The sequence below is a fragment of the Bradyrhizobium sp. MI1.11 genome (assembly GCF_055811255.1).
In genome coordinates this window covers 100,001-119,693 of the sequence record NZ_JBVVPM010000007.1, presented here as the reverse complement: position 1 = coordinate 119,693, position 19,693 = coordinate 100,001, and the positions used below count along the sequence as shown (strand labels likewise).

Here is a 19,693-nt window from a genome sequence, read left to right as displayed (position 1 = left end):
TCGCGAACTGGGCCTGGTCATGCCCCGGCCGGGCCCAATGCGCATTACCTTGAACGTGGCCTTGGACAATCGCGACAGTCGCGCGTGCGGATCGGGGGCCAACGAAAATATTCCGAACAGGATCGTCAGGAAAACGTGATGCAGAAGATGCACCTCGCCGCGAATAACCGCAGCCGCATTCAAATCACTCCACACCAGGGAAGCATGCAGGCGCCGGAGACGGCGCGCGGAATCCAATCCGCTTCCCAAATGGAGGAAGCTTCAAGTGCGGATCATCAATTGCGGACTGATGCTGGGTATTCTCGCTGCCTGTTCAGGGCAGGCGCGTGCCGACGACAATGTAACAACCGAAATCCAGTCGCTGAAGGCGAAGCTGAAGGAGCTCCAGCAGCGCGTGGACTCTGAGGCGCGCAAGACGCGGCAGGTTGAAGCGCAGGCGAAGGCCGTTCAGTTACCGGCAAGTTACAAGGCGCTCGCCGCCGATCCATGTGCGGCCGGCAAGGTCTGCTACAAGGGCGTGACGTTGACATTCGGAGGCTGGGTCGATCTCACCGGCATCTACCGCTCACGCAATCTCGCTTCCGATACCGGCTCGGTCTACAACTTCATCCCCTATCAGCAGAGCCGCAATTTCAACATCCCGGAAACGCGCTTCTCCGCGCGCCAGAGCAGGTTCTCGGTGTTGGCCGAAGGCAATGCCGATGCCGACACGCACCTCGCTGGTTACGGCGAGATCGATTTCGAAGGTGCGGCTCAGACGGCGAACTCGGTGGCGACCAACTCATTCAATCCGCGCATGCGGCAGCTCAGCCTGGAACTGGACCGCACCGATCTCGGTCTTCACTTCCTCGCCGGGCAATCCTGGTCGCTCAACGCGCCGACCAAGTCGGGCATCGATCCTCGCGGCGTCGATGCGCCCGGCGTGATCGACTTCGAATCCGTCCCGGGATTTCTTGCGGCACGGCAGCCCGGGCTGCGCGTCTGGCAGGACATCGGACCGGAGTTCAAGCTGGCTGCGTCGGTCGAGAATGCCCAGACCGCGTTCTTCGGCGGCAACGTCCCGGCTGTCGGCACACCCGCCATTGGACCCCAGGGCGTGCTGAACCCGAACCTTCAGGTCAATCTGACCGGTCCCGGCGGCAGCTTCTTCAACAACCTCAACAATGTCAGTCTGAATCAGGTGCCCGACGTCACCGTCAAGGCAGCCTGGGACCCACGGCTCGGGCCCACCAAGCTGCATGTCGAGGCGTGGGCGCTCTACCGCCAGCTGTTCGATCGCTTCAACAACGCCAACCACACCTACGACACCGGAAGCTTCGGGGGACACATCTTCGCCGAACTGATTCCGAAAACCCTCGATCTTCAGCTCTATGGCTCGCACGGCGTGCTGGGCCGCTTCACGGCAACGCCGTTCCCCGACGCGGCGGTGGCGCAGGACGGCACCATCCTCCCGCTGACGATCACGGCGGCCGCCGTCGGCCTGATCTGGCACGCGACGCCCAGCCTCGATGTCTACTCCTATGCAGGCCTCGAAAAGGCCAAGGCGAATTTCGCCAATGTTGGAACGGTGCCCTTCGGCTACGGCAATCCGCTCTACAACAACACCGGCTGCTTGACCGAGAATTCGCCGGCCGCGACCTGCAACGGAAACACCAGGGAGGTCCGGCAGATCACGGCCGGGATCTACGACACCATCTACCAGGGCAATTTCGGCACGCTCAAAGCCGGCCTGCAATATTCCTACACGCAGCGGTTCGCATTCGCCGGCGTCGGCGGCGCCCCGAAGACGGACGACAACGTGGTCATGACGCAGATCCGCTACTATCCGTTCTAGTCATGGAGCCACGCGGGCTCGTAGCCCGGATGGAGCGAAGCGCAATCCGGGAATCTTGCCTCAAGCGACGGAGGTCCCGGATTACGCTTGCGCTCCATCCGGGCTACTTCAGTGCTACGGCTTGTTGCCGAGCTGCGCATGCGGCCGGCCGAAGTCGGGCGCCGCCGAATCCTGGCCGATCTCGACAATGCCGCGGCGGATGGCGCGGGTGCGGGTGAAGTGGTCGAACAGCGCCTCGCCGTCGCCGCGGCGGATCGCGCGGGTGAGCTTTGCCAGATCCTCGGTGAAGGTGCCGAGCATCTCCAGCACGGCTTCCTTGTTGGCGAGGAAGACGTCGCGCCACATCGTCGGATCGGAGGCGGCGATGCGGGTGAAATCGCGAAAGCCGCCGGCGGAGAACTTGATGACCTCGGACTCCGTCACCTGCGCCAGTTCGTCGGCGGTACCGACGATGGTGTAGGCGATCAGATGCGGCAGATGGCTGGTGATCGCGAGCACGAGATCATGATGATCCGGCGTCATGATTTCGACCTTGGCACCCATCGCCGCCCAGAACGCACGCAGGCGATCGGTAGCAGCCGCATCGACGCCCTCCGGTGGGGTGAGGATGCACCAGCGGTTGATGAAGAGCTCGGCGAAGCCCGAATCGGGGCCCGAATGCTCGGTGCCTGCGACGGGATGCGCCGGCACGAAATGGATGCCTTTCGGCAGATGCGGCGCCATATCCCTGACGATGGCGCCCTTGACTGAGCCGACGTCGGAGATGATCGCGCCGGGCTTGAGATAGGCGGCGATTTCCTGCGCCACCGGCCCGCAGGCGCCGACGGGAATGCAGAGGATGACGAGATCGGCATCCTTCACCGCTTCCGCATTGGTCGCCACGACCTGATCGACAATGCCGAGCTCCATCACGCGTGCGCGCGTCTTCTCCGAGCGCGCGGTGGTGACGATCTCGCCAGCCAAGCCCTGGAGCTTCGCAGCGCGCGCGATCGAGCCGCCGATCAAGCCGAAGCCGATCAGCGCGACGCGCTGGAAGTGCGGGGTCGCGCTCATGTTCCGGCCATGAAGTCGCGCAGGCCCTCGACGACGAGGCGGTTGGCCTCCTCGGTGCCGATGGTCATGCGCAACGAATGCGGCAGGCCGTAGTTCTTCAAGCCGCGCAGCACCAGCCCGCGCTTGGTGAGGAAGGCGTCGGCTGCATCCGAGGTCTTGCCCTCGGTCGGGAAGTGGATCAGCACGAAATTGGCGACGCTCGGCGTCACCTTCAGGCCGAGCTTGCCGATCTCTTCGGTCAGCCAGTTGCGCCAGGTCTCGGTGAACTGCTTCGACATCGCCTGATGCGCGGTGTCCTCGATCGCGGCAACGGCAGCGTACATCGCCGGCGTCGACACGTTGAAGGGACCGCGGATGCGGTTGACCGCGTCGATGATGTGTTCGGGGCCGAACATCCAGCCGATCCGCAGCGCCGCAAGACCATGGATCTTGGAGAACGTGTGGGTCACGACCGTGTTCTCGGTGGTCGCCACCAGCTCGATCCCCATCTCGTAATCGTTGCGCGAGACGTAGTCGCAATAGGCTGCGTCCAGCACCAGCAGCACGTGCGAGGGCAGGCCGGCGCGCAGGCGCTTGACCTCGTCGAACGGCAGATAGGTGCCGGTCGGGTTGTTGGGGTTGGCGAGCCAGACCAGTTTTGTGCGCGGCGTGACGGCTTTCAGGATGGCGTCTACATCCGCGGTGAGGTTCTTCTCCGCCGCGACGACGTTCCTGGCGCCGACCGCCATGGTTGCGATCGGGTAGACCAGGAAGCCGTGCGTGGTCGAGATCGCCTCGTCGCCATGGCTGAGATAGGTGTGGGCGAGCAGATTGAGGATCTCGTCCGAGCCGGCGCCGCAGATGATGCGGTTGGGGTCGAGCCCGAAGGTGCGCCCGATCGCTTCGCGCAGCACGCGCGAGGTCCCTTCCGGATAGTCTTCCAGGTGATCCGCCACGTTCTTGAACGCCTCGATCGCCTTCGGCGAGGGCCCGAACGGCGTCTCGTTGGCCGAGAGCTTGAACACCTTGCGACCGGGCTCCGCCACCGGAGTCTTGCCGGGCGTATAGGGCGCAATATCGAGAATGCCGGGATTCGGCACTGGGCGGGACATCTTCAACTCCGGAGTGGCTTAAGCAGTTCGCGACTTACGATTTCGGCCCGGTCGGGGGCACCGTATAGCGCGTTGCGTGGCTGCCGACGAGGGCCGTGGAGCGCACCGAGGCCCCCGCTTCGATCAGGGCAGCCTTGATTTTGTCGAGGCTGCTCGTCGCGGTGACCGAGACCAGCAGCGCGGCGCCGTCGAAGGCGGTGTCGGGCACCGCCACGATCTCGGCGAGCGGCGACAGGACGCGCGCAACTTCGGCGTTCCACCCTGACACGCGTACGCTGAAGGTCTCGACCTCCGTCACCAGGGCGCTGTCGGCGACGCGCGAGACCGCGAACACCGGCAACGCCGCCGGATGGTCGGCGCGCTCGACAAAGGGCAGCCGCGCGATGATCTTTGGCGCGCCGGCTTCTTCCAGCGACAGCCACCACGGCGTGCGGCTCGAGGTTGCCGAGACCAGCGCAAGGTCGCCCTTGGATTTCGCGACGGCCTCGACCGCCGCCTGCGCGCTGAAATGCGCGACGTAGGGCACGGTGAAGCCGAAATGGAATCGCGCGGAATCGCGCATGGCGGGCTCGCTCGCCGAGATGTCGGCGTGTACCGAGAACGGCGCCTGGACATAGGTGAACGTCGCGATGATGACGCGCCAGATGCTCTCGACCGTGTCGAGCGGCAGGATGCCGCGATGACGCTGCACGAGGTCGCGCATCATGGAGGCCTCGCGTGCCGGGCGGAACGCCGAGCCGACCTCCTGGGTCTGCTTCACCTGGATCAGGCGGTCGATGATGTCGCCGCGTTGCATCAGCAGGCGATGCATGCCCTCGTCGATCGCGTCGATCTCCTTGCGCAATTCCTGGAGCGATGGTGGCGCGGGCGGACGTTGGGACATGTCTGACAGGTGCTGTTGAGGGGCGTTCCAATGCGGATCAGTCGAGCCGTCACCGCTACGATGGATGTCCTGATTAGGCAGTCGGGGCTGCGAAAGCAAAGAGAAATGCAATGGGAAATCGGGCCCTTTCCGCCGGCGGCGCGACAGGCGAATTTGGTCGATCCGGGCCGCGACTTGACGAAAACCGTCCAAGACGGTAGTTTTTATCCGTTCCGTGGTCATTTGAGCCGGCCGGCTTGCAGCCACGTTAAAAAACTCGCTAAACAGGCCGGGGACCCTTTCGATCCCGGCCGAACCTATCGTTCAGGCCGGGTTTTTCATGGCCTGATGTCAATGCGGTCACTTCTACGATCGCAAACGAGGTCGATGGTCAGATGGTTGGCGTCCAGTCAATTCCCAGTCCCGCGATCACTGCCGACGAGCGGTCGCACGAGGTGGATCGTCCGAGCTCGCAGGTTGCGCAGTTCGGCACGAAGCAGCCGCTGCAGCTCGATTGCGGTGTCGATCTCAGCCCGTTCCAGATCGCCTACCAAACCTACGGCGAGCTCAATGCCGATCGCTCCAATGCGATCCTGATCTGCCATGCGCTGACCGGCGACCAGCACGTCGCCAATGTGCACCCTGTCACCGGCAAGCCCGGCTGGTGGGAGACCTTGGTCGGCCCCGGCCGACCGCTCGATCCCAGCGAGTATTTTATCATCTGCTCCAACGTGATCGGCGGCTGCATGGGCTCGACCGGTCCGGCTTCGATCAATCCCGCGACGGGCAAGGTTTGGGGCCTCGATTTCCCCGTCATCACCATCCCCGACATGGTGCGCGCGCAGGCGATGCTGATCGACCGGCTCGGCATCGACACGCTGTTCGCAGTCGTCGGCGGCTCGATGGGCGGCATGCAAGTGCTGCAATGGACTGCGGCGTATCCGACTCGGGTATTCTCCGCGCTGGCGATTGCCTGCTCGACACGACATTCGGCGCAGAACATCGCGTTCCACGAGCTTGGCCGTCAGGCGGTGATGGCCGATCCCGACTGGCACCAAGGCGGCTATGCCGATCACGGCATCCATCCGCATCGCGGGCTCGCTGTCGCTAGGATGGCGGCGCACATCACCTATCTTTCGGACGCCGCGCTGCATCGAAAATTCGGCCGGCGCATGCAGGACCGCGAGCTGCCGACCTTCTCGTTCGACGCCGACTTCCAGGTCGAGTCCTATCTGCGCTACCAGGGCTCGTCCTTTGTCGAGCGCTTCGACGCCAACTCCTATCTCTATCTGACCCGCGCGATGGATTATTTCGACATCGCCGGCGACCATGGCGGCGTGCTGGCGAAGGCGTTCGCGGGAATCCAGACCCGCTTCTGCGTGGTTTCTTTCACCAGCGACTGGCTGTTCCCGACCTCGGAATCGCGCGCGCTGGTGCACGCCCTGAATGCGTCGAGCGCGCGGGTGTCCTTCGCCGAGATCGAGACCGATCGCGGTCACGACGCGTTCCTGCTCGACGTGCCCGAGTTCTTCGACATTGCCCGTGCCTTCCTGCAGTCGGCAGGCAAGGCGCGCGGGCTTACCGCCAGGACTGCTTAACAAGGACGGCTAGTCATGTCTGTACAGGAAGCGCTGCCGCTGGGCGGCCTTGCGACCGGGCAGCCCGGCGATTTTCGCGCCGACCATGTGCTGGTGGCCGAGATGGTCAAGCCGGGCTCGAAGGTGCTCGACGTCGGCTGTGGCGAGGGCGACCTGCTCCAGCTGCTGGAGACCCGCGGCATCGACGGCCGCGGCATCGAGCTGTCGCGCGAGGGCGTCAACCGCTGCGTCGCCAAGGGGCTTGCGGTGGTGCAGGGCGATGCCGACACCGATCTCGTGAACTATCCGGATGACGCCTTCGACTACGTGATCCTGTCGCAGACCTTGCAGGCGACGCGGCAGCCGAAAGTGGTGCTGGAGAATTTGCTGCGCATCGGCCGCCGCGCCATCGTGTCGTTCCCGAATTTCGGCTTCTGGAAGATGCGGCTCCAGCTCCTGATCGGAGGCCACATGCCGCGGACGGAAAATCTGCCGGCAAGCTGGTATGACACCGCCAACATCCATTTTTGCACCATCAAGGATTTCGTCGAGCTCTGCGACGCGATCGACGTCAAGATGGAACGTGCCGAGGCGCTCGACCTCTACGGCCGTCCGCTGCGGCTGCGGATGCCCTGGTGGGTGTGGAATCTGTTCGGCGAGCAGGGCGTGTTTCTTCTGACGCGAGGCGGCAGGAAGTAAGATTCCCGTAGCCCGGATGAAGCGTAGCGCAATCCGGGATTCTATCCGCGGAGGCGAAGGCCCCGGATTACGCTTTCGCTCCCTCTGGACTACGCGACGGAGTGTGTGGCGACGCCTTCGCGCTAATGCGCCGGCAACGACCGCGCATCGCGCGCCGGCCATCTTCCCGCTTCCACCAGCGTGACGAACCGTTCCACCGTTTCGTTGAACAGCGCGGGCTCTTCGAGATTGAGCACGTGGCCGGACTTCGGAAACATGGCGAGCCCTGCCGCAGGCAGGTGCTTCTTCAGGAACAGGCTTGCGCCGACGCACGGATCGTCCTCGTCGCCGCAGATGATGAGTGCCGGCGTCGTGGCGGCTCTGATCGCGTCTGTCATCGTAAAGATCGAGGGACGGCCGGCCTGGAAGCCGCGCATCGTGCGCGCCGATCCCTTGGCGTCGTGCCGCGCCAGGGCGGCGTAGAAATCGGCGTGGCCGCGCGGGTCCTTCACCAGGAAGGGAATCCGGCTCGGCGCCTCGCGCGTGACCTTTGCGACTTCGGCCGAGCCGAGCATCTCGAATTGCTCCGCGTTGGCGCGGCACTGCTGGCGCCAGGCGTCGAGGTTCTCGATCTCCGAGCCTGAGCCGACGCCGGCGAGCGTCATCGACAGGGCACGTTGGGGCGCGTTGAGCCCGATCTGGAGCGATGAATAGGCGCCCATCGAGAGGCCGACGAAGTGCGCGCGATCGATCTTCAGATGATCGAGCACCGCGAGCGCATCGGTGTAGAAATGCGTGTAGCCGTAGACCTCGCCATCAGGCACGTCCGATGGCGTGTAGCCGCGCGCGGAATAGGTGATGCAGCGATGGCCGCGCGAGAAGTAGCGCATCTGCGGCTCCCAATTGGTGTAGTCGGCGGCGAATTCGTGCAGAAAAAGTATTGGCGTGCCCGTGCCTGCTTGTTCGAAATAGAGCCGGCAATTGTCCTTCGTGAGGGCGTGAGGCATCCGGTTTTCTCCCAGAGGTGGCTGCGACATTGGAATGCCGTCCTGCGGTTAGCGCATACGAACCTAACACTTATTAATCATCTTAATCATCGTCCAAAATCTCCGCGACCGCGTCTTGTTCTCGCCACATCAGGATACTGATACAGCCCGCGGATGTCGGCCACCGCACGGGCCGATTGGGAAGTGGGGGTGTCAACGAAGGATGAAGAATGTTCGAGTTGTTTGCGTCTCGCCTGTCGCGCTGTGTCGTCGCGCTGGCTGTTTTCTTCGCGGCGGTCGCCGCCTTCACCTCTCCGGCGTCAGCACGATCTCATCGTCATAGCGCAGAGCGGCACGCTTACGCGCATCACGCCAGCAGATATCATCATTACCGGCATGCACGCAGTTCGCGCTTCGAGCGCGGCGCGGCGCAATTGCAGGCGAGCGGCTTCGGCAACACCTTCGCCAGCTATGACCCGAACGCCAATAGCGGCGGCATCGCCATGAGCGGCAGCGGTGGAATGGCTATGAGCGGCAGCGGTGGAATGGCCATGAGCGGCAACGCTGGAATGGTTACCAGCGATAGCGGTGGGATGACCACGCGCGCCAGCCGTCGAACCATGAGGCGTGGCGGTGGGATGGCCACTAACGCGAATGTCGGCGGCGTGGCCAATAGCGCCACGAGCAGCAGCGGCTTCGGCGGCGGGTCGGGCCTCGTGTCCGAGGCACGCCGCTATGTCGGCGGCAATCCGACCGGCCGCGGCAGCCTGTGGTGCGCGCGCTTCATGAACATGGTGCTTGAAAAGACCGGTCACCGTGGCACCGGCTCCGACATGGCGAACTCGTTCGCGCATTACGGCACGCGTGTCTCCGGTCCTCAGGTCGGCGCCATCGCGGTCATGTCGCGCGGCGGCCGGGGCGGTCATGTCGGCATCATCACCGGCGTCGATGCGCAGGGCAATCCGATCATGATCTCCGGCAACAACGGCAACCGCGTCCGCGAAGCGCCGATCTCGCGCGGCCGGATCTATGCCTATGTGATGCCGAATTGAGGCGCGTCATTGCGAGCGCAGCGAAGCAATCCAGAATCCCTCGCGGAGACAGTCTGGATTGCTTCGTCGCTTCGCTCCTCGCAATGACGGAGTTTGCCGAGAAAGCGCCCCGTCACACCAGCTTCGGCTGTTCCACCGCAACCGCGTCGCCCACGCCGATGTCGCCGTCGGCGATCACCTCGGCATAGATGCCGCAGTCCATGTGGCCGAGATTGCTCGAGAGCGTGGCCGGGATTTCGAGATCGCGCCTGGCGGTCTGAGGATCGACATTGGTGGCCGGGCAGCGCTTGATGCGCTTGACCACGTTCAGCCGGGCCTGTCCGATCGCCAGCGTCTGGCCGACGAGGTCGAGCTCGGACCAGGCCGGCCAGCCCTTCACGTAGAGATTGGCGCGGAAGCGCAGCGGGTGGACGGCGGCGCCGCCGAGCATGGTCTCGAGTGCGCGGACGCTGTCGAGATTGATGATGGACACGACCTTGCGGGCGACGTCGGAAAAGCTGTGGTCGCGGCCGGACAGGACCTTGGGCGGGCCCTTCAACTCCGGCTGAAAGTTCTGGCTGAAATAGTCCTCGATCGCGGCACGCCCGGCGGCGGTCTCGAGATCGCCGACGGCGACGATCTGGCCATCCTTGCGGATGGTCAGGCGATGGGTCGCGTCCTCGAACCGGCTGTCGAGCGAAGCCAGCCGCTCATTGCGCGCCAGCATCAGGAACTGGATCTTCGGCTTCCACTGCGGCTCTTCCGGATCGAAGCCGCTGGGGCCGTTCTCGATGGCGTAGCGGCGGTCGGCGGGCAGGGTCTGGCCGGTCCGCAGGGAGACGCGGGGCAGGGGCTCCGGCGTCAGGCCCTTGATCGGATAGCGGTAGAGGCCGGCGATCTCGGCAGTCTGGCTGGCTGTCATTGCGCTCGGTGTCATGCCGCTACTTAGGGGATTCGGCCCAGCGGCGCCAAGCGGGCGGATCCGCGCACGAAATTGTGAACTCGCCTCTTCCGGTCCGAGGCCTCGCTTCCCACATCTGGGTCAGGCCGGCGCCAGCGCCGGCTGATAACGACCGTTGCCGGTTGAGAAACGTCAATGCGGTCATCGGAAACCCAATGAAGATGTCGTTTGGAGTGCCTTAGAGGGCTCCAGGGGCAGGCCGAGGGACAGAGAAGATATGAACATCGAGAAATATACCGAACGCTCCAGGGGCTTCGTCCAGTCTGCGCAGTCGCTTGCGGTGCGCGAAGGGCACCAGCAGTTTTCGACCCTGCACGTCCTGAAAGTGCTGCTGGACGACAATGAAGGCCTCGCTGCCGGCCTGATCGACCGCGCCGGCGGCAATTCCCGCGCAATCCTGAAGGCGACCGAGGACGCCCTGAACAAGGTGCCGAAGGTCTCTGGCGGCGGAGCCGGCCAGATCTATCTGGCGCCCGAGCTCGCCCGCACCTTCGACGCCGCCGAAAAGGCCGGCGAGAAGGCCGGCGACAGCTTTGTCACGGTCGAGCGGCTGCTGCTCGGCCTCGCGCTGGAGAAGTCCAGCGAGGCGGGTGCGATCCTGGCCAAGGGCGGTGTCACCCCGCAGAACCTCAACGCGGCGATCGAAGCGCTGCGCAAGGGCCGGACCGCGGACTCCGCCACGGCCGAGAACGCCTATGACGCGCTGAAGAAATATGCCCGCGACCTCACCCAGGCGGCGCGCGACGGCAAGCTCGATCCGGTCATCGGCCGCGACGAGGAGATCCGCCGCACGATCCAGGTGCTGTCGCGCCGGACCAAGAACAATCCCGTCCTGATCGGAGAGCCCGGCGTCGGCAAGACCGCCATCGCCGAGGGTCTGGCGCTGCGCATCGTCAACGGCGACGTGCCGGAGAGCCTGAAGGACAAGAAGCTGCTGTCGCTCGACCTCGGCTCGCTGATTGCAGGTGCAAAATATCGCGGCGAGTTCGAGGAGCGGCTGAAGGCCGTGCTCCAGGAGGTGACCGGGAGCGATGGCAATTTCGTCCTGTTCATCGACGAGATGCACACGCTGATCGGCGCCGGCAAGGGCGATGGCGCGATGGACGCGTCCAACCTGCTCAAGCCTGCGCTCGCCCGCGGCGAGCTACACTGCATCGGCGCCACCACGCTCGACGAGTACCAGAAGCACGTCGAAAAGGACGCGGCGCTGGCGCGGCGTTTCCAGCCGATCTTCGTCAGCGAGCCCTCGGTCGAGGATACGATCTCGATCCTCCGCGGGCTGAAGGACAAGTACGAGCAGCACCATGGCGTGCGGATCACCGATTCCGCGCTGGTCGCCGCCACGACGCTGTCCAACCGCTACATCACCGATCGCTTCCTGCCCGACAAGGCGATCGACCTCATGGATGAGGCCGCCGCGCGGCTCAAGATGCAGGTCGATTCCAAGCCGGAAGAGCTGGATTCGATGGATCGGGAAATCATCCGGCTGAAGATCGAACAGGAAGCATTGAAGAAAGAGAGCGATGCCGGTTCGAAGAGCCGCCTGCAGACGCTGGAGAAGGAGCTCGCTGACCTCGAGGAGAAGTCCGCGGCGCTCACCGCACGCTGGAGCGCGGAGAAGAACAAGCTCTCCGATGCCCAGAAACTGAAGGCCGAGCTCGACGGCTTGCGGGTCGAACTTGCCAACGCACAGCGGCGCGGTGAATTCCAGAAGGCCGGCGAGCTGGCCTATGGCCGGATCCCCGAGCTCGAAAAGCAGCTTGCAGAGATCGAGGCCAAGGAGAACTCCGGCGAGATGATGGAGGAGGCGGTCACCGCCAACCACATCGCGCAGGTGGTCTCGCGCTGGACCGGCGTGCCCGTCGACAAGATGCTGGAAGGCGAGAAGGACAAGCTCCTGAGGATGGAGGACTCGCTCGGCAAGCGCGTCGTCGGCCAGGCCGAGGCCGTGCGTGCGGTCGCGACCGCCGTGCGCCGTTCGCGCGCGGGGCTGCAGGATCCGAACCGGCCGACCGGCTCGTTCATGTTCCTCGGGCCCACCGGCGTCGGCAAGACCGAACTGACGAAAGCGCTCGCCGAATATCTGTTCAACGACGAGACCGCGATGGTCCGCCTCGACATGTCCGAATACATGGAGAAGCACTCGGTCTCGCGGTTGATCGGCGCGCCTCCGGGCTATGTCGGCTATGACGAGGGCGGTGCGCTGACCGAAGCGGTGCGGCGCCGGCCCTATCAGGTCGTGCTGTTCGACGAGATCGAGAAGGCGCATCCCGACGTCTTCAACGTCCTGTTGCAGGTGCTCGACGACGGCCGCCTCACCGACGGCCAGGGCCGCACCGTCGATTTCCGCAACACACTGATCATCATGACCTCGAACCTTGGTTCGGAGTTTCTGGTGAACCAGCCGGAGGGCGAGGACACCTCGGCCGTGCGCGAGCAGGTGATGGGAATGGTGCGGGGACATTTCCGCCCCGAATTCCTCAATCGCGTCGACGAGATCATCCTGTTCCATCGCTTGCAGAGAAGCGAGATGGGCCGGATCGTCGAGATCCAGTTCGCGCGGCTGCAAAAGCTTTTGACCGATCGCAAGATCGTGCTGACGCTCGACGCCGCGGGCCGCGACTGGCTCGCCGCCAAGGGCTGGGATCCCGCCTACGGCGCACGGCCGCTCAAGCGCGTGATCCAGCGTCACGTCCAGGATCCGCTCGCCGAGATGATCCTGGCCGGCGACGTCAAGGACGGTGACAGCGTTGCGATCTCGTCCGAAGGCAACGTGCTGACCTTCAACGGCAAGGCGCCGCAGACCGCGGAGATCGCCCAGTTCGAGGCGCCGGTGTCGAAGCGGAAGTTGAACTGAGCGCCGGCATTCGAAGCCTGAAGCAACAAGCCGCCCCGGAGAGTTCAATCTCTCCGGGGCGGTTTCTTTGTGGGTTATTGACGATTTTGCTGCAGCCGGAGTGTGGTTTGTCTAGGTCGTGCAATCTTTACGGTGGGGCCCTACCGGCATATGCAATCCAATCCACATTTTTGAGCGCGGGGACTTATTTCTTCGTGACCTTGTAGATCGCGTTCTCGATGTCAGACGAGAAATAGATCGTGCCGGATTCCCCGATGCCGACGCCCGTCGGAATATGCGTTGGCAGTCCTCCGGGCGCGCCCACCAGGCCGATCGGGAGATTGGCCGCGATCTCGGTGACCGTGCCGCTCTCAGGTGCGATCTCGATCAATCGCTTGGCGCCGACCTCCGCCACGATCAGCTTGCCGTCGCCGGCGCGTGCGATCCCTTCGGGCATTTTCAGGTCCTTGGCGACCACCGTCTTTTCGCCGTTGCTCTCGATCATCGAGACGACGCCGGAAAAGGCTTCGGTGACGTAGACCTCGCCACGCGATCCGGCGACGAGCCCGACCGGGCCCTCGAGGCCGCCGATCAGTGTGGTGCGGTCCTTGCCGTGCTCGCCGCTGACGCGGACCAGCGATTTGGTGCCGAGCTCGGCCACCAGAATGCTGCCGTCCGCGAGCACGATCGCGTCGTGCGGCGCCTTGAAGCCGTGCAGCATGTCGCGGGTCGCGCCGGTCTTGCCGTCGATCACCTGCACCGTGCCGGTGAACCAGCTCGACAGGACCACGTCGTTGCCCTTCGCCGTTGCGCTCATCGGGTATTCGAGCGCGACGCCGGCGGCGTGCATGCGGGCCTTCTCGGTGACCTCGCCAGTAGCACCGTCCACTGTGCGATAGGCGAACACGTCGGCGACGTGGATCGTGTCCTTGCCGTTCTCTGACGTGACGCCGATGCCGCCGGGCAAGGCGAGCTTGCCGATGATGACCTGCCGCGCCTGGCCGGTCGCCGGATCGACCTCCTGGATGCCGTTGTCGGCCATGTTGGAGACGTAGATGCGGTCCTTGCCGTCGATCGCGAGATTGTCCAGCGACGGCTTCAATTGCGCGACCATGGTCTTGGTGCCCGACTTGGGATCGACCTGAACGAGCTGGCCGAGCGCGGTGTCGACCACCCAGAGATTGCCCTTGGAATCGAAGTTCACCGCGGCCGGGACCTTGAAGCCGTCCGCAACGACGGTCAGCTCGGCCTTGTCGACGTCGACCTTTGCGACCTGTCCCTTGAACCAGAGCGGACCGTAGAGCTTGTCGTCGGGACCGAACTCGAAGCCGTTGAGGCCGCCCATCTTCTCCATGATCTGGCGCGGCGGTTTGACGCCCTCGACGTCGATCTCATAGAGCGTGTCGCCGAGAAAGACGGTGGTGGCGTAGAGCCTGCCGTCCTTGCGGAAGGCGAGCGAGTTGATGCCGGGAAGGCCGGAAGCGAGCTTCGTGATCGGGCCGTCGCCCTTGCGCGAATAAAGATCGCCGGCCAGAAATCCGGTCCAGGCCATGGTGCCGTCGGGGGCGAATGCGATGTCGTCGGCCATTCCGATCGGGGCGGGGATTGCAACCTTGGCGGTACCGCCGGCGATGTCGACCTCGTAGAGCGCCGCGCCCGCGACGCTGCCGGCAAACAGATGGCCGGCCTTGTCGATCGCAAGCCCGTGCACGCCGTGGAACGCCGAGCCGGGGACGAGCCGGGTGACCTCCCAGTTTTCGGCCGAAACGCTGGTGGCGGAGACAATCGCAGCGACGAAGGCTGCGCAGGCGAGCCTGTTCTTCATGGCGAGACCTCCTGTTTTTTGGAAAGTATTCGCTCCCCACGCCGCTTTGGCAAACGAAACTTGACGTTGTGATGGCGCCAAGTGGGCCTCGCGCATCGACGTCAAATCCGGATCGTGTTTGAAGATGACCGGCCGATCTCGGCCGGTTCGCCGGCTTTACCGGTTGGTGACCTGCAACGGTCCGCCGGTTGCGTCCGACATCCGGGCGATGGCGCCGGCGCGGCCGCTCATCATGCCGTCGAGCCGGTCGCGCTCCTTCTCGAAGCCGGCCAGCATCGGGCCTTCCAGTGAGCGGCCGCGCGGCAATTTCACACGCAGCGGATCGACGAAGCGGCCGTTGACCAGGATTTCGTAGTGGACGTGCGGGCCGGTCGACGCGCCGGTCGAACCGACGAAGCCGATCACCTGGCCCTGCCGCACCTTCTTGCCGGGCTCCATGCCCTTGGCGAAGGCCGACATATGGCCATAGGCGGTCTCGTAGCCGTTGTTGTGCTTGATGCGGATGTATTTGCCGTAGCCGCCCTCGGGGCCGGCCTTCTCGATCACGCCGTTGCCGGAGGCGAAGATCGGCGTGCCGTAGGAGGTGGCCCAGTCGACGCCGGTGTGCATCTTCACAAAGCCGAGGATGGGGTGACGGCGGCCGCCGAAGCCGGAGCGCATGATGGCGTTGTTGACCGGCTTGCGCACCAGGAACTTCTTCGCGCTCTTGCCGGTCTCGTCATAGTAGTCGACGACGCCGTCGTCGGGGCTCTGGTAGCGGTAGTATTTCTTGGTTTCGCCGCCGAGCGTGAGCGAAGCGAACAGCACGTCGTTCTTTTCGCTCGCGGTCACGCCTTCGTCTTCGCCGGCGTAGAACACGTCGAATGAATCGCCCGGCGCCACCTTGCGCTGGAAATCGACGTCGTAGGAGTAGATCTTGATCATGTCGTCGATGACGGGCATCGGCACTTTGTTGCGCATCGCGGTCTCGTAGATGCTCTGGTAGAGCCGCACGCCCGTGCCGTCATCGTCGTCATCGTCGTCGCTGTTGGCGTTCGCCGCCGCGTCGGCGACGGTATTCATGCTGGAGACGTCGACGGCGACGTATTTGCCGAGATCGGACAGCGCCGCGATCGCCTCGACCATGGTCTCGTTGGCGATGACGACGCGGTAGGGCTGCAGACGGGCGCCGGGGCTTGCGGGCGCCATCAGGATGCGCAGCTTCTCGCCTTCCTTCAGGCCGCCGTCGCGGCCGCGCGGCCCAAGCGTCGCGGTGATCGCCTTGATCTCCTCGGCCGTGGCGCCGAGATCGCGCAGCACGCCGGCGACGCTGTCGCCCTTCTTGACCACGTGGACGCGTTCGCCGTTGGGATTGCCGCCGGTGATCTGTTCCTTGGTCTTCGGCAGCAGCGTGACGTTTTCCGGCACCACGCGCGTCTCGAAGCCGGCGTACGGATCGGACGGCGACACTTCGGTGGCGTAGGCGCTTCTGATCTCGGACGGGGCGGTCGCGCCGGAGACGTCGGCCGCAGCATTGGAGAGCGCGGCATAGCGCACCCCGCCATTGCCGCGCCAGTTGGCGGCATCGCGGACCCGCATCAGGATGTCGTCGAGCGCCACCACTGCGGTAATCTTGGCTTTCGGCAGCACCTGGGAGAGGTCCTTGGTGACGAAGGATACCTCGGCGTCGGGTTCGACGGCCTCCGGATTGTTCGGATCCTCGGATGCCGTCTTCGGATCGGAGCCGACATCGGTGAGAAGGCGCTGGGCGTTGAACGGCGGGATCTTCGCCGACAGGTCGCTCGTCGTCATCGACAGATTGCCGGCAATCCGGATGAAGGGACGCACCCGCATCACGTCGCGGTTGCCGACGCGGGCGACGGTCGAGACGCGCACGATGTTGCGCGAGGCCGTGGCTTCGTTCGGCGGCGGCAGGCGGTCGCTCTTGTGCAGCGTGGCGGCGCGGTCGGCTGCGCCGAATGCGCCGCGCAGCGCGCCTTCGACGCGCTCCGGCACCTTGGCGAAGGTCATCTCGCCGTCGAGCGAAGCGAAAACGGCGCCGCCGATCAGGGCTGCGCCGCAAAGTCCGGTTAGAATAGTCCCGCTGAACCATTGCACCGAGACGCGGCGCCGATCGATGACAGCGGCTTCGGAACCATCGACGGACAGCGGCGGCTCGTGGCCGAGATCGATGATCCCGGTCTCACGCCCGTAAGCGCCGCGTGACGTCCTGTGGTTCAACCCAAGTCCCCCAATCAACGACCCGAGAGCCCGATTTCGAGCAGCCCGTTCCGGACAGTCCTGTTTCGAGCCCCTCCTTACGCCGCCCTCTCTGGGGCGTCTCTGGAAAAGGCAAGCCGCATAGGCGTCCGCGGTCAGAAGGCCCAGATGACGGACCGGCCGAAATTACGAACAGCTAAGCGGAAAAAGATCTCTCGATGTGTCTCGAATGTCTGAAGAAGGCTGCTTCATCGGATGATCGCCTTCCTCTGACCCCACACAAACCGCCGGCAGCCCCCACTGGCATCCATGCGATTCAAGCTTCGTCTGTACCAGAACGCCGGGGGATTGTGGCTCAAGTACGGCGCCTAATATGGAAAAGTTTCCGGAACGGCAGGGGGGCCGAGGGCCTTCCAGGGGCGGGCGCCCCAAGCCGCGGCCAAGCCGCGGCCAAGCCGCGGCCAAGCCGCGGCCAAGCCGCGCCAAGCCGCGCCAAGTCACGTCCAAGTCACGTCCAAGCCGCTTCCGGAGCCCGCTCAGGCCCAATCTTTTTTTGGGTTTTTTCTCAGCGTCGGCCCGATCCATCCGCTCGGCGCCTTTCTAACCAGCTGTAATTACGTGTATTTTTTGAATAATCCACCGTGCGACGATTTTCTGACAATCGGCGTTGACAACCCCGATGGGTGGGGCCTATAACCCGACCACTGAGCGCGGCGCCGCCGGGTCACTGACCAAGGCGAGCGAACGCGCCACTGATGCTCCTCACCTTGTTGAGTGACACAACAGTCGACGTAAGTCGATTGGAGTTCATCCATCGTCGGTAAGGGTGTCGGAACCCTTCCTCTCTGGAAGGTTGGGGCCTCCTGGTCCCGGGCTGTTTGACAAGTGAAGATGAAGAAAGAGAAACGTGGACGGCGGAGTCCTTGCGGGTCTCGCATTTAAAGAGCTTCGGCTTTTTGGATCGGGGCCGGACGAAAGACTTCGGCGGTACACGTTTTAAGGTTACACCATCGTTGCCAGCGATGTGAATCGCGGGCAGCTCATCGACTTCGGTCGATGAAAAATGGTGGGACCTCGTCAAAACGTTGTGATCAGCCGGTTCAAAGTTCAAGTCCAACTTGAGAGTTTGATCCTGGCTCAGAGCGAACGCTGGCGGCAGGCTTAACACATGCAAGTCGAGCGGGCGTAGCAATACGTCAGCGGCAGACGGGTGAGTAACGCGTGGGAACATACCTTTTGGTTCGGAACAACACAGGGAAACTTGTGCTAATACCGGATAAGCCCTTACGGGGAAAGATTTATCGCCGAAAGATTGGCCCGCGTCTGATTAGCTAGTTGGTGAGGTAATGGCTCACCAAGGCGACGATCAGTAGCTGGTCTGAGAGGATGATCAGCCACATTGGGACTGAGACACGGCCCAAACTCCTACGGGAGGCAGCAGTGGGGAATATTGGACAATGGGCGCAAGCCTGATCCAGCCATGCCGCGTGAGTGATGAAGGCCCTAGGGTTGTAAAGCTCTTTTGTGCGGGAAGATAATGACGGTACCGCAAGAATAAGCCCCGGCTAACTTCGTGCCAGCAGCCGCGGTAATACGAAGGGGGCTAGCGTTGCTCGGAATCACTGGGCGTAAAGGGTGCGTAGGCGGGTCTTTAAGTCAGGGGTGAAATCCTGGAGCTCAACTCCAGAACTGCCTTTGATACTGAGGATCTTGAGTTCGGGAGAGGTGAGTGGAACTGCGAGTGTAGAGGTGAAATTCGTAGATATTCGCAAGAACACCAGTGGCGAAGGCGGCTCACTGGCCCGATACTGACGCTGAGGCACGAAAGCGTGGGGAGCAAACAGGATTAGATACCCTGGTAGTCCACGCCGTAAACGATGAATGCCAGCCGTTAGTGGGTTTACTCACTAGTGGCGCAGCTAACGCTTTAAGCATTCCGCCTGGGGAGTACGGTCGCAAGATTAAAACTCAAAGGAATTGACGGGGGCCCGCACAAGCGGTGGAGCATGTGGTTTAATTCGACGCAACGCGCAGAACCTTACCAGCCCTTGACATGTCCAGGACCGGTCGCAGAGATGTGACCTTCTCTTCGGAGCCTGGAACACAGGTGCTGCATGGCTGTCGTCAGCTCGTGTCGTGAGATGTTGGGTTAAGTCCCGCAACGAGCGCAACCCCCGTCCTTAGTTGCTACCATTTAGTTGAGCACTCTAAGGAGACTGCCGGTGATAAGCCGCGAGGAAGGTGGGGATGACGTCAAGTCCTCATGGCCCTTACGGGCTGGGCTACACACGTGCTACAATGGCGGTGACAATGGGACGCTAAGGGGCAACCCTTCGCAAATCTCAAAAAGCCGTCTCAGTTCGGATTGGGCTCTGCAACTCGAGCCCATGAAGTTGGAATCGCTAGTAATCGTGGATCAGCACGCCACGGTGAATACGTTCCCGGGCCTTGTACACACCGCCCGTCACACCATGGGAGTTGGTTTTACCTGAAGACGGTGCGCTAACCAGCAATGGAGGCAGCCGGCCACGGTAGGGTCAGCGACTGGGGTGAAGTCGTAACAAGGTAGCCGTAGGGGAACCTGCGGCTGGATCACCTCCTTTCTAAGGATGGTTCTTCAGAAGCTTGCTTCTATCGAACCGTTTTAGAAACATCAGTGGCCAACGGTCGTCAGGATCGTTGAGCTGCATTGGCGGGATTTCGCCGTCTTCGTTTCTCTTTCTTCGCGGACGAACACGCGCTGGGGCTGCAACCTTGCAG

At 63.5% G+C, this 19,693-nt stretch carries 12 protein-coding genes, 1 rRNA gene and 1 riboswitch; of the genes, 6 read left to right on the top strand and 7 right to left on the bottom strand.

Annotated elements, in window-relative coordinates; all coding sequences use genetic code 11:
• Nucleotides 1-265: 265 nt before the first annotated feature.
• Nucleotides 266-1,834: a hypothetical protein gene (locus AC0L30_RS09695; protein ID WP_219680459.1), complete on the top strand. Its 1,569-nt coding sequence runs from the start codon at nt 266-268 to the stop codon at nt 1,832-1,834.
• A 114-nt stretch (nt 1,835-1,948) separates the two neighbouring features.
• On the opposite strand, the gene AC0L30_RS09690 is transcribed toward AC0L30_RS09695, so the two are convergent.
• The 3 genes from AC0L30_RS09690 to AC0L30_RS09680 are packed head-to-tail and all read right to left on the bottom strand — an operon-like array spanning nt 1,949 to nt 4,861.
• Nucleotides 1,949-2,887, bottom strand: a complete 939-nt coding sequence (locus AC0L30_RS09690; protein WP_007597298.1) for a prephenate/arogenate dehydrogenase family protein — start codon at nt 2,885-2,887, stop codon at nt 1,949-1,951.
• Nucleotides 2,884-3,978, bottom strand: a complete 1,095-nt coding sequence (gene hisC, locus AC0L30_RS09685) for a histidinol-phosphate transaminase (protein WP_219680453.1) — start codon at nt 3,976-3,978, stop codon at nt 2,884-2,886. The genes AC0L30_RS09690 and hisC overlap by 4 nt, the downstream gene beginning before the upstream one ends.
• A gap of 34 nt (nt 3,979-4,012) precedes the next feature.
• Entirely contained in the window at nt 4,013-4,861 is an 849-nt protein-coding gene (locus AC0L30_RS09680; protein ID WP_354169066.1) for a chorismate mutase, read from the bottom strand.
• 204 nt (nt 4,862-5,065) lie between these two features.
• A riboswitch (SAM riboswitch) is annotated at nt 5,066-5,145 on the top strand.
• A 90-nt stretch (nt 5,146-5,235) separates the two neighbouring features.
• Here AC0L30_RS09680 and metX point away from each other — a divergent pair.
• Together metX and metW are read left to right on the top strand one after the other, a co-directional pair.
• Nucleotides 5,236-6,438: a homoserine O-acetyltransferase MetX gene (gene metX / locus AC0L30_RS09675; protein ID WP_473255124.1), complete on the top strand. Its 1,203-nt coding sequence runs from the start codon at nt 5,236-5,238 to the stop codon at nt 6,436-6,438.
• 15 nt (nt 6,439-6,453) lie between these two features.
• Complete coding sequence (gene metW / locus AC0L30_RS09670; protein ID WP_007597293.1) at nt 6,454-7,116, top strand: methionine biosynthesis protein MetW; 663 nt, start codon at nt 6,454-6,456, stop codon at nt 7,114-7,116.
• Nucleotides 7,117-7,238: 122 nt separating this feature from the next.
• Here metW and AC0L30_RS09665 read toward each other — a convergent pair whose 3' ends face one another.
• Nucleotides 7,239-8,102: an alpha/beta fold hydrolase gene (locus tag AC0L30_RS09665; protein ID WP_219680445.1), complete on the bottom strand. Its 864-nt coding sequence runs from the start codon at nt 8,100-8,102 to the stop codon at nt 7,239-7,241.
• Nucleotides 8,103-8,311: 209 nt separating this feature from the next.
• Between AC0L30_RS09665 and AC0L30_RS09660 the strand changes: the two genes are divergently transcribed.
• Entirely contained in the window at nt 8,312-9,133 is an 822-nt protein-coding gene (locus AC0L30_RS09660) for a TIGR02594 family protein (RefSeq protein WP_473404194.1), read from the top strand.
• A 112-nt stretch (nt 9,134-9,245) separates the two neighbouring features.
• Here AC0L30_RS09660 and AC0L30_RS09655 read toward each other — a convergent pair whose 3' ends face one another.
• The gene (locus AC0L30_RS09655) at nt 9,246-10,034 is read right to left on the bottom strand and encodes an MOSC domain-containing protein (RefSeq protein WP_473404193.1); all 789 of its coding nucleotides are present in this window, start codon (nt 10,032-10,034) and stop codon (nt 9,246-9,248) included.
• A 256-nt stretch (nt 10,035-10,290) separates the two neighbouring features.
• On the opposite strand from AC0L30_RS09655, the gene clpB reads away from it, so the two are divergent.
• Entirely contained in the window at nt 10,291-12,930 is a 2,640-nt protein-coding gene (gene clpB, locus AC0L30_RS09650) for an ATP-dependent chaperone ClpB (RefSeq protein ID WP_473404192.1), read from the top strand.
• Nucleotides 12,931-13,114: 184 nt separating this feature from the next.
• Here the strand turns inward: clpB and AC0L30_RS09645 are convergent, their stop codons facing one another.
• Both AC0L30_RS09645 and AC0L30_RS09640 read right to left on the bottom strand, forming a co-directional pair.
• Nucleotides 13,115-14,734 (bottom strand): NHL repeat-containing protein, encoded by a 1,620-nt coding sequence (locus tag AC0L30_RS09645; protein ID WP_354169049.1) that lies wholly within the window; start codon nt 14,732-14,734, stop codon nt 13,115-13,117.
• A 156-nt stretch (nt 14,735-14,890) separates the two neighbouring features.
• Nucleotides 14,891-16,954 (bottom strand): M23 family metallopeptidase, encoded by a 2,064-nt coding sequence (locus AC0L30_RS09640; RefSeq protein WP_219680432.1) that lies wholly within the window; start codon nt 16,952-16,954, stop codon nt 14,891-14,893.
• A gap of 1,093 nt (nt 16,955-18,047) precedes the next feature.
• On the opposite strand from AC0L30_RS09640, the gene AC0L30_RS09635 reads away from it, so the two are divergent.
• Nucleotides 18,048-19,536, top strand: a 16S ribosomal RNA gene (locus tag AC0L30_RS09635).
• The last annotated feature ends 157 nt before the right edge of the window (nt 19,537-19,693 follow it).

What these genes read in the sequence shown, in the direction of transcription:
- AC0L30_RS09690 (WP_007597298.1), bottom strand. Translation starts at nt 2,887, where the DNA reads ATGAGCGCGACCCCGCACTTCCAGCGCGTCGCGCTGATCGGCTTCGGC.
- hisC (WP_219680453.1), bottom strand. Translation starts at nt 3,978, where the DNA reads ATGTCCCGCCCAGTGCCGAATCCCGGCATTCTCGATATTGCGCCCTAT.
- AC0L30_RS09680 (WP_354169066.1), bottom strand. Translation starts at nt 4,861, where the DNA reads ATGTCCCAACGTCCGCCCGCGCCACCATCGCTCCAGGAATTGCGCAAG.
- metX (WP_473255124.1), top strand. Translation starts at nt 5,236, where the DNA reads ATGGTTGGCGTCCAGTCAATTCCCAGTCCCGCGATCACTGCCGACGAG.
- metW (WP_007597293.1), top strand. Translation starts at nt 6,454, where the DNA reads ATGTCTGTACAGGAAGCGCTGCCGCTGGGCGGCCTTGCGACCGGGCAG.
- AC0L30_RS09665 (WP_219680445.1), bottom strand. Translation starts at nt 8,102, where the DNA reads ATGCCTCACGCCCTCACGAAGGACAATTGCCGGCTCTATTTCGAACAA.
- AC0L30_RS09660 (WP_473404194.1), top strand. Translation starts at nt 8,312, where the DNA reads ATGTTCGAGTTGTTTGCGTCTCGCCTGTCGCGCTGTGTCGTCGCGCTG.
- AC0L30_RS09655 (WP_473404193.1), bottom strand. Translation starts at nt 10,034, where the DNA reads ATGACAGCCAGCCAGACTGCCGAGATCGCCGGCCTCTACCGCTATCCG.
- clpB (WP_473404192.1), top strand. Translation starts at nt 10,291, where the DNA reads ATGAACATCGAGAAATATACCGAACGCTCCAGGGGCTTCGTCCAGTCT.
- AC0L30_RS09645 (WP_354169049.1), bottom strand. Translation starts at nt 14,734, where the DNA reads ATGAAGAACAGGCTCGCCTGCGCAGCCTTCGTCGCTGCGATTGTCTCC.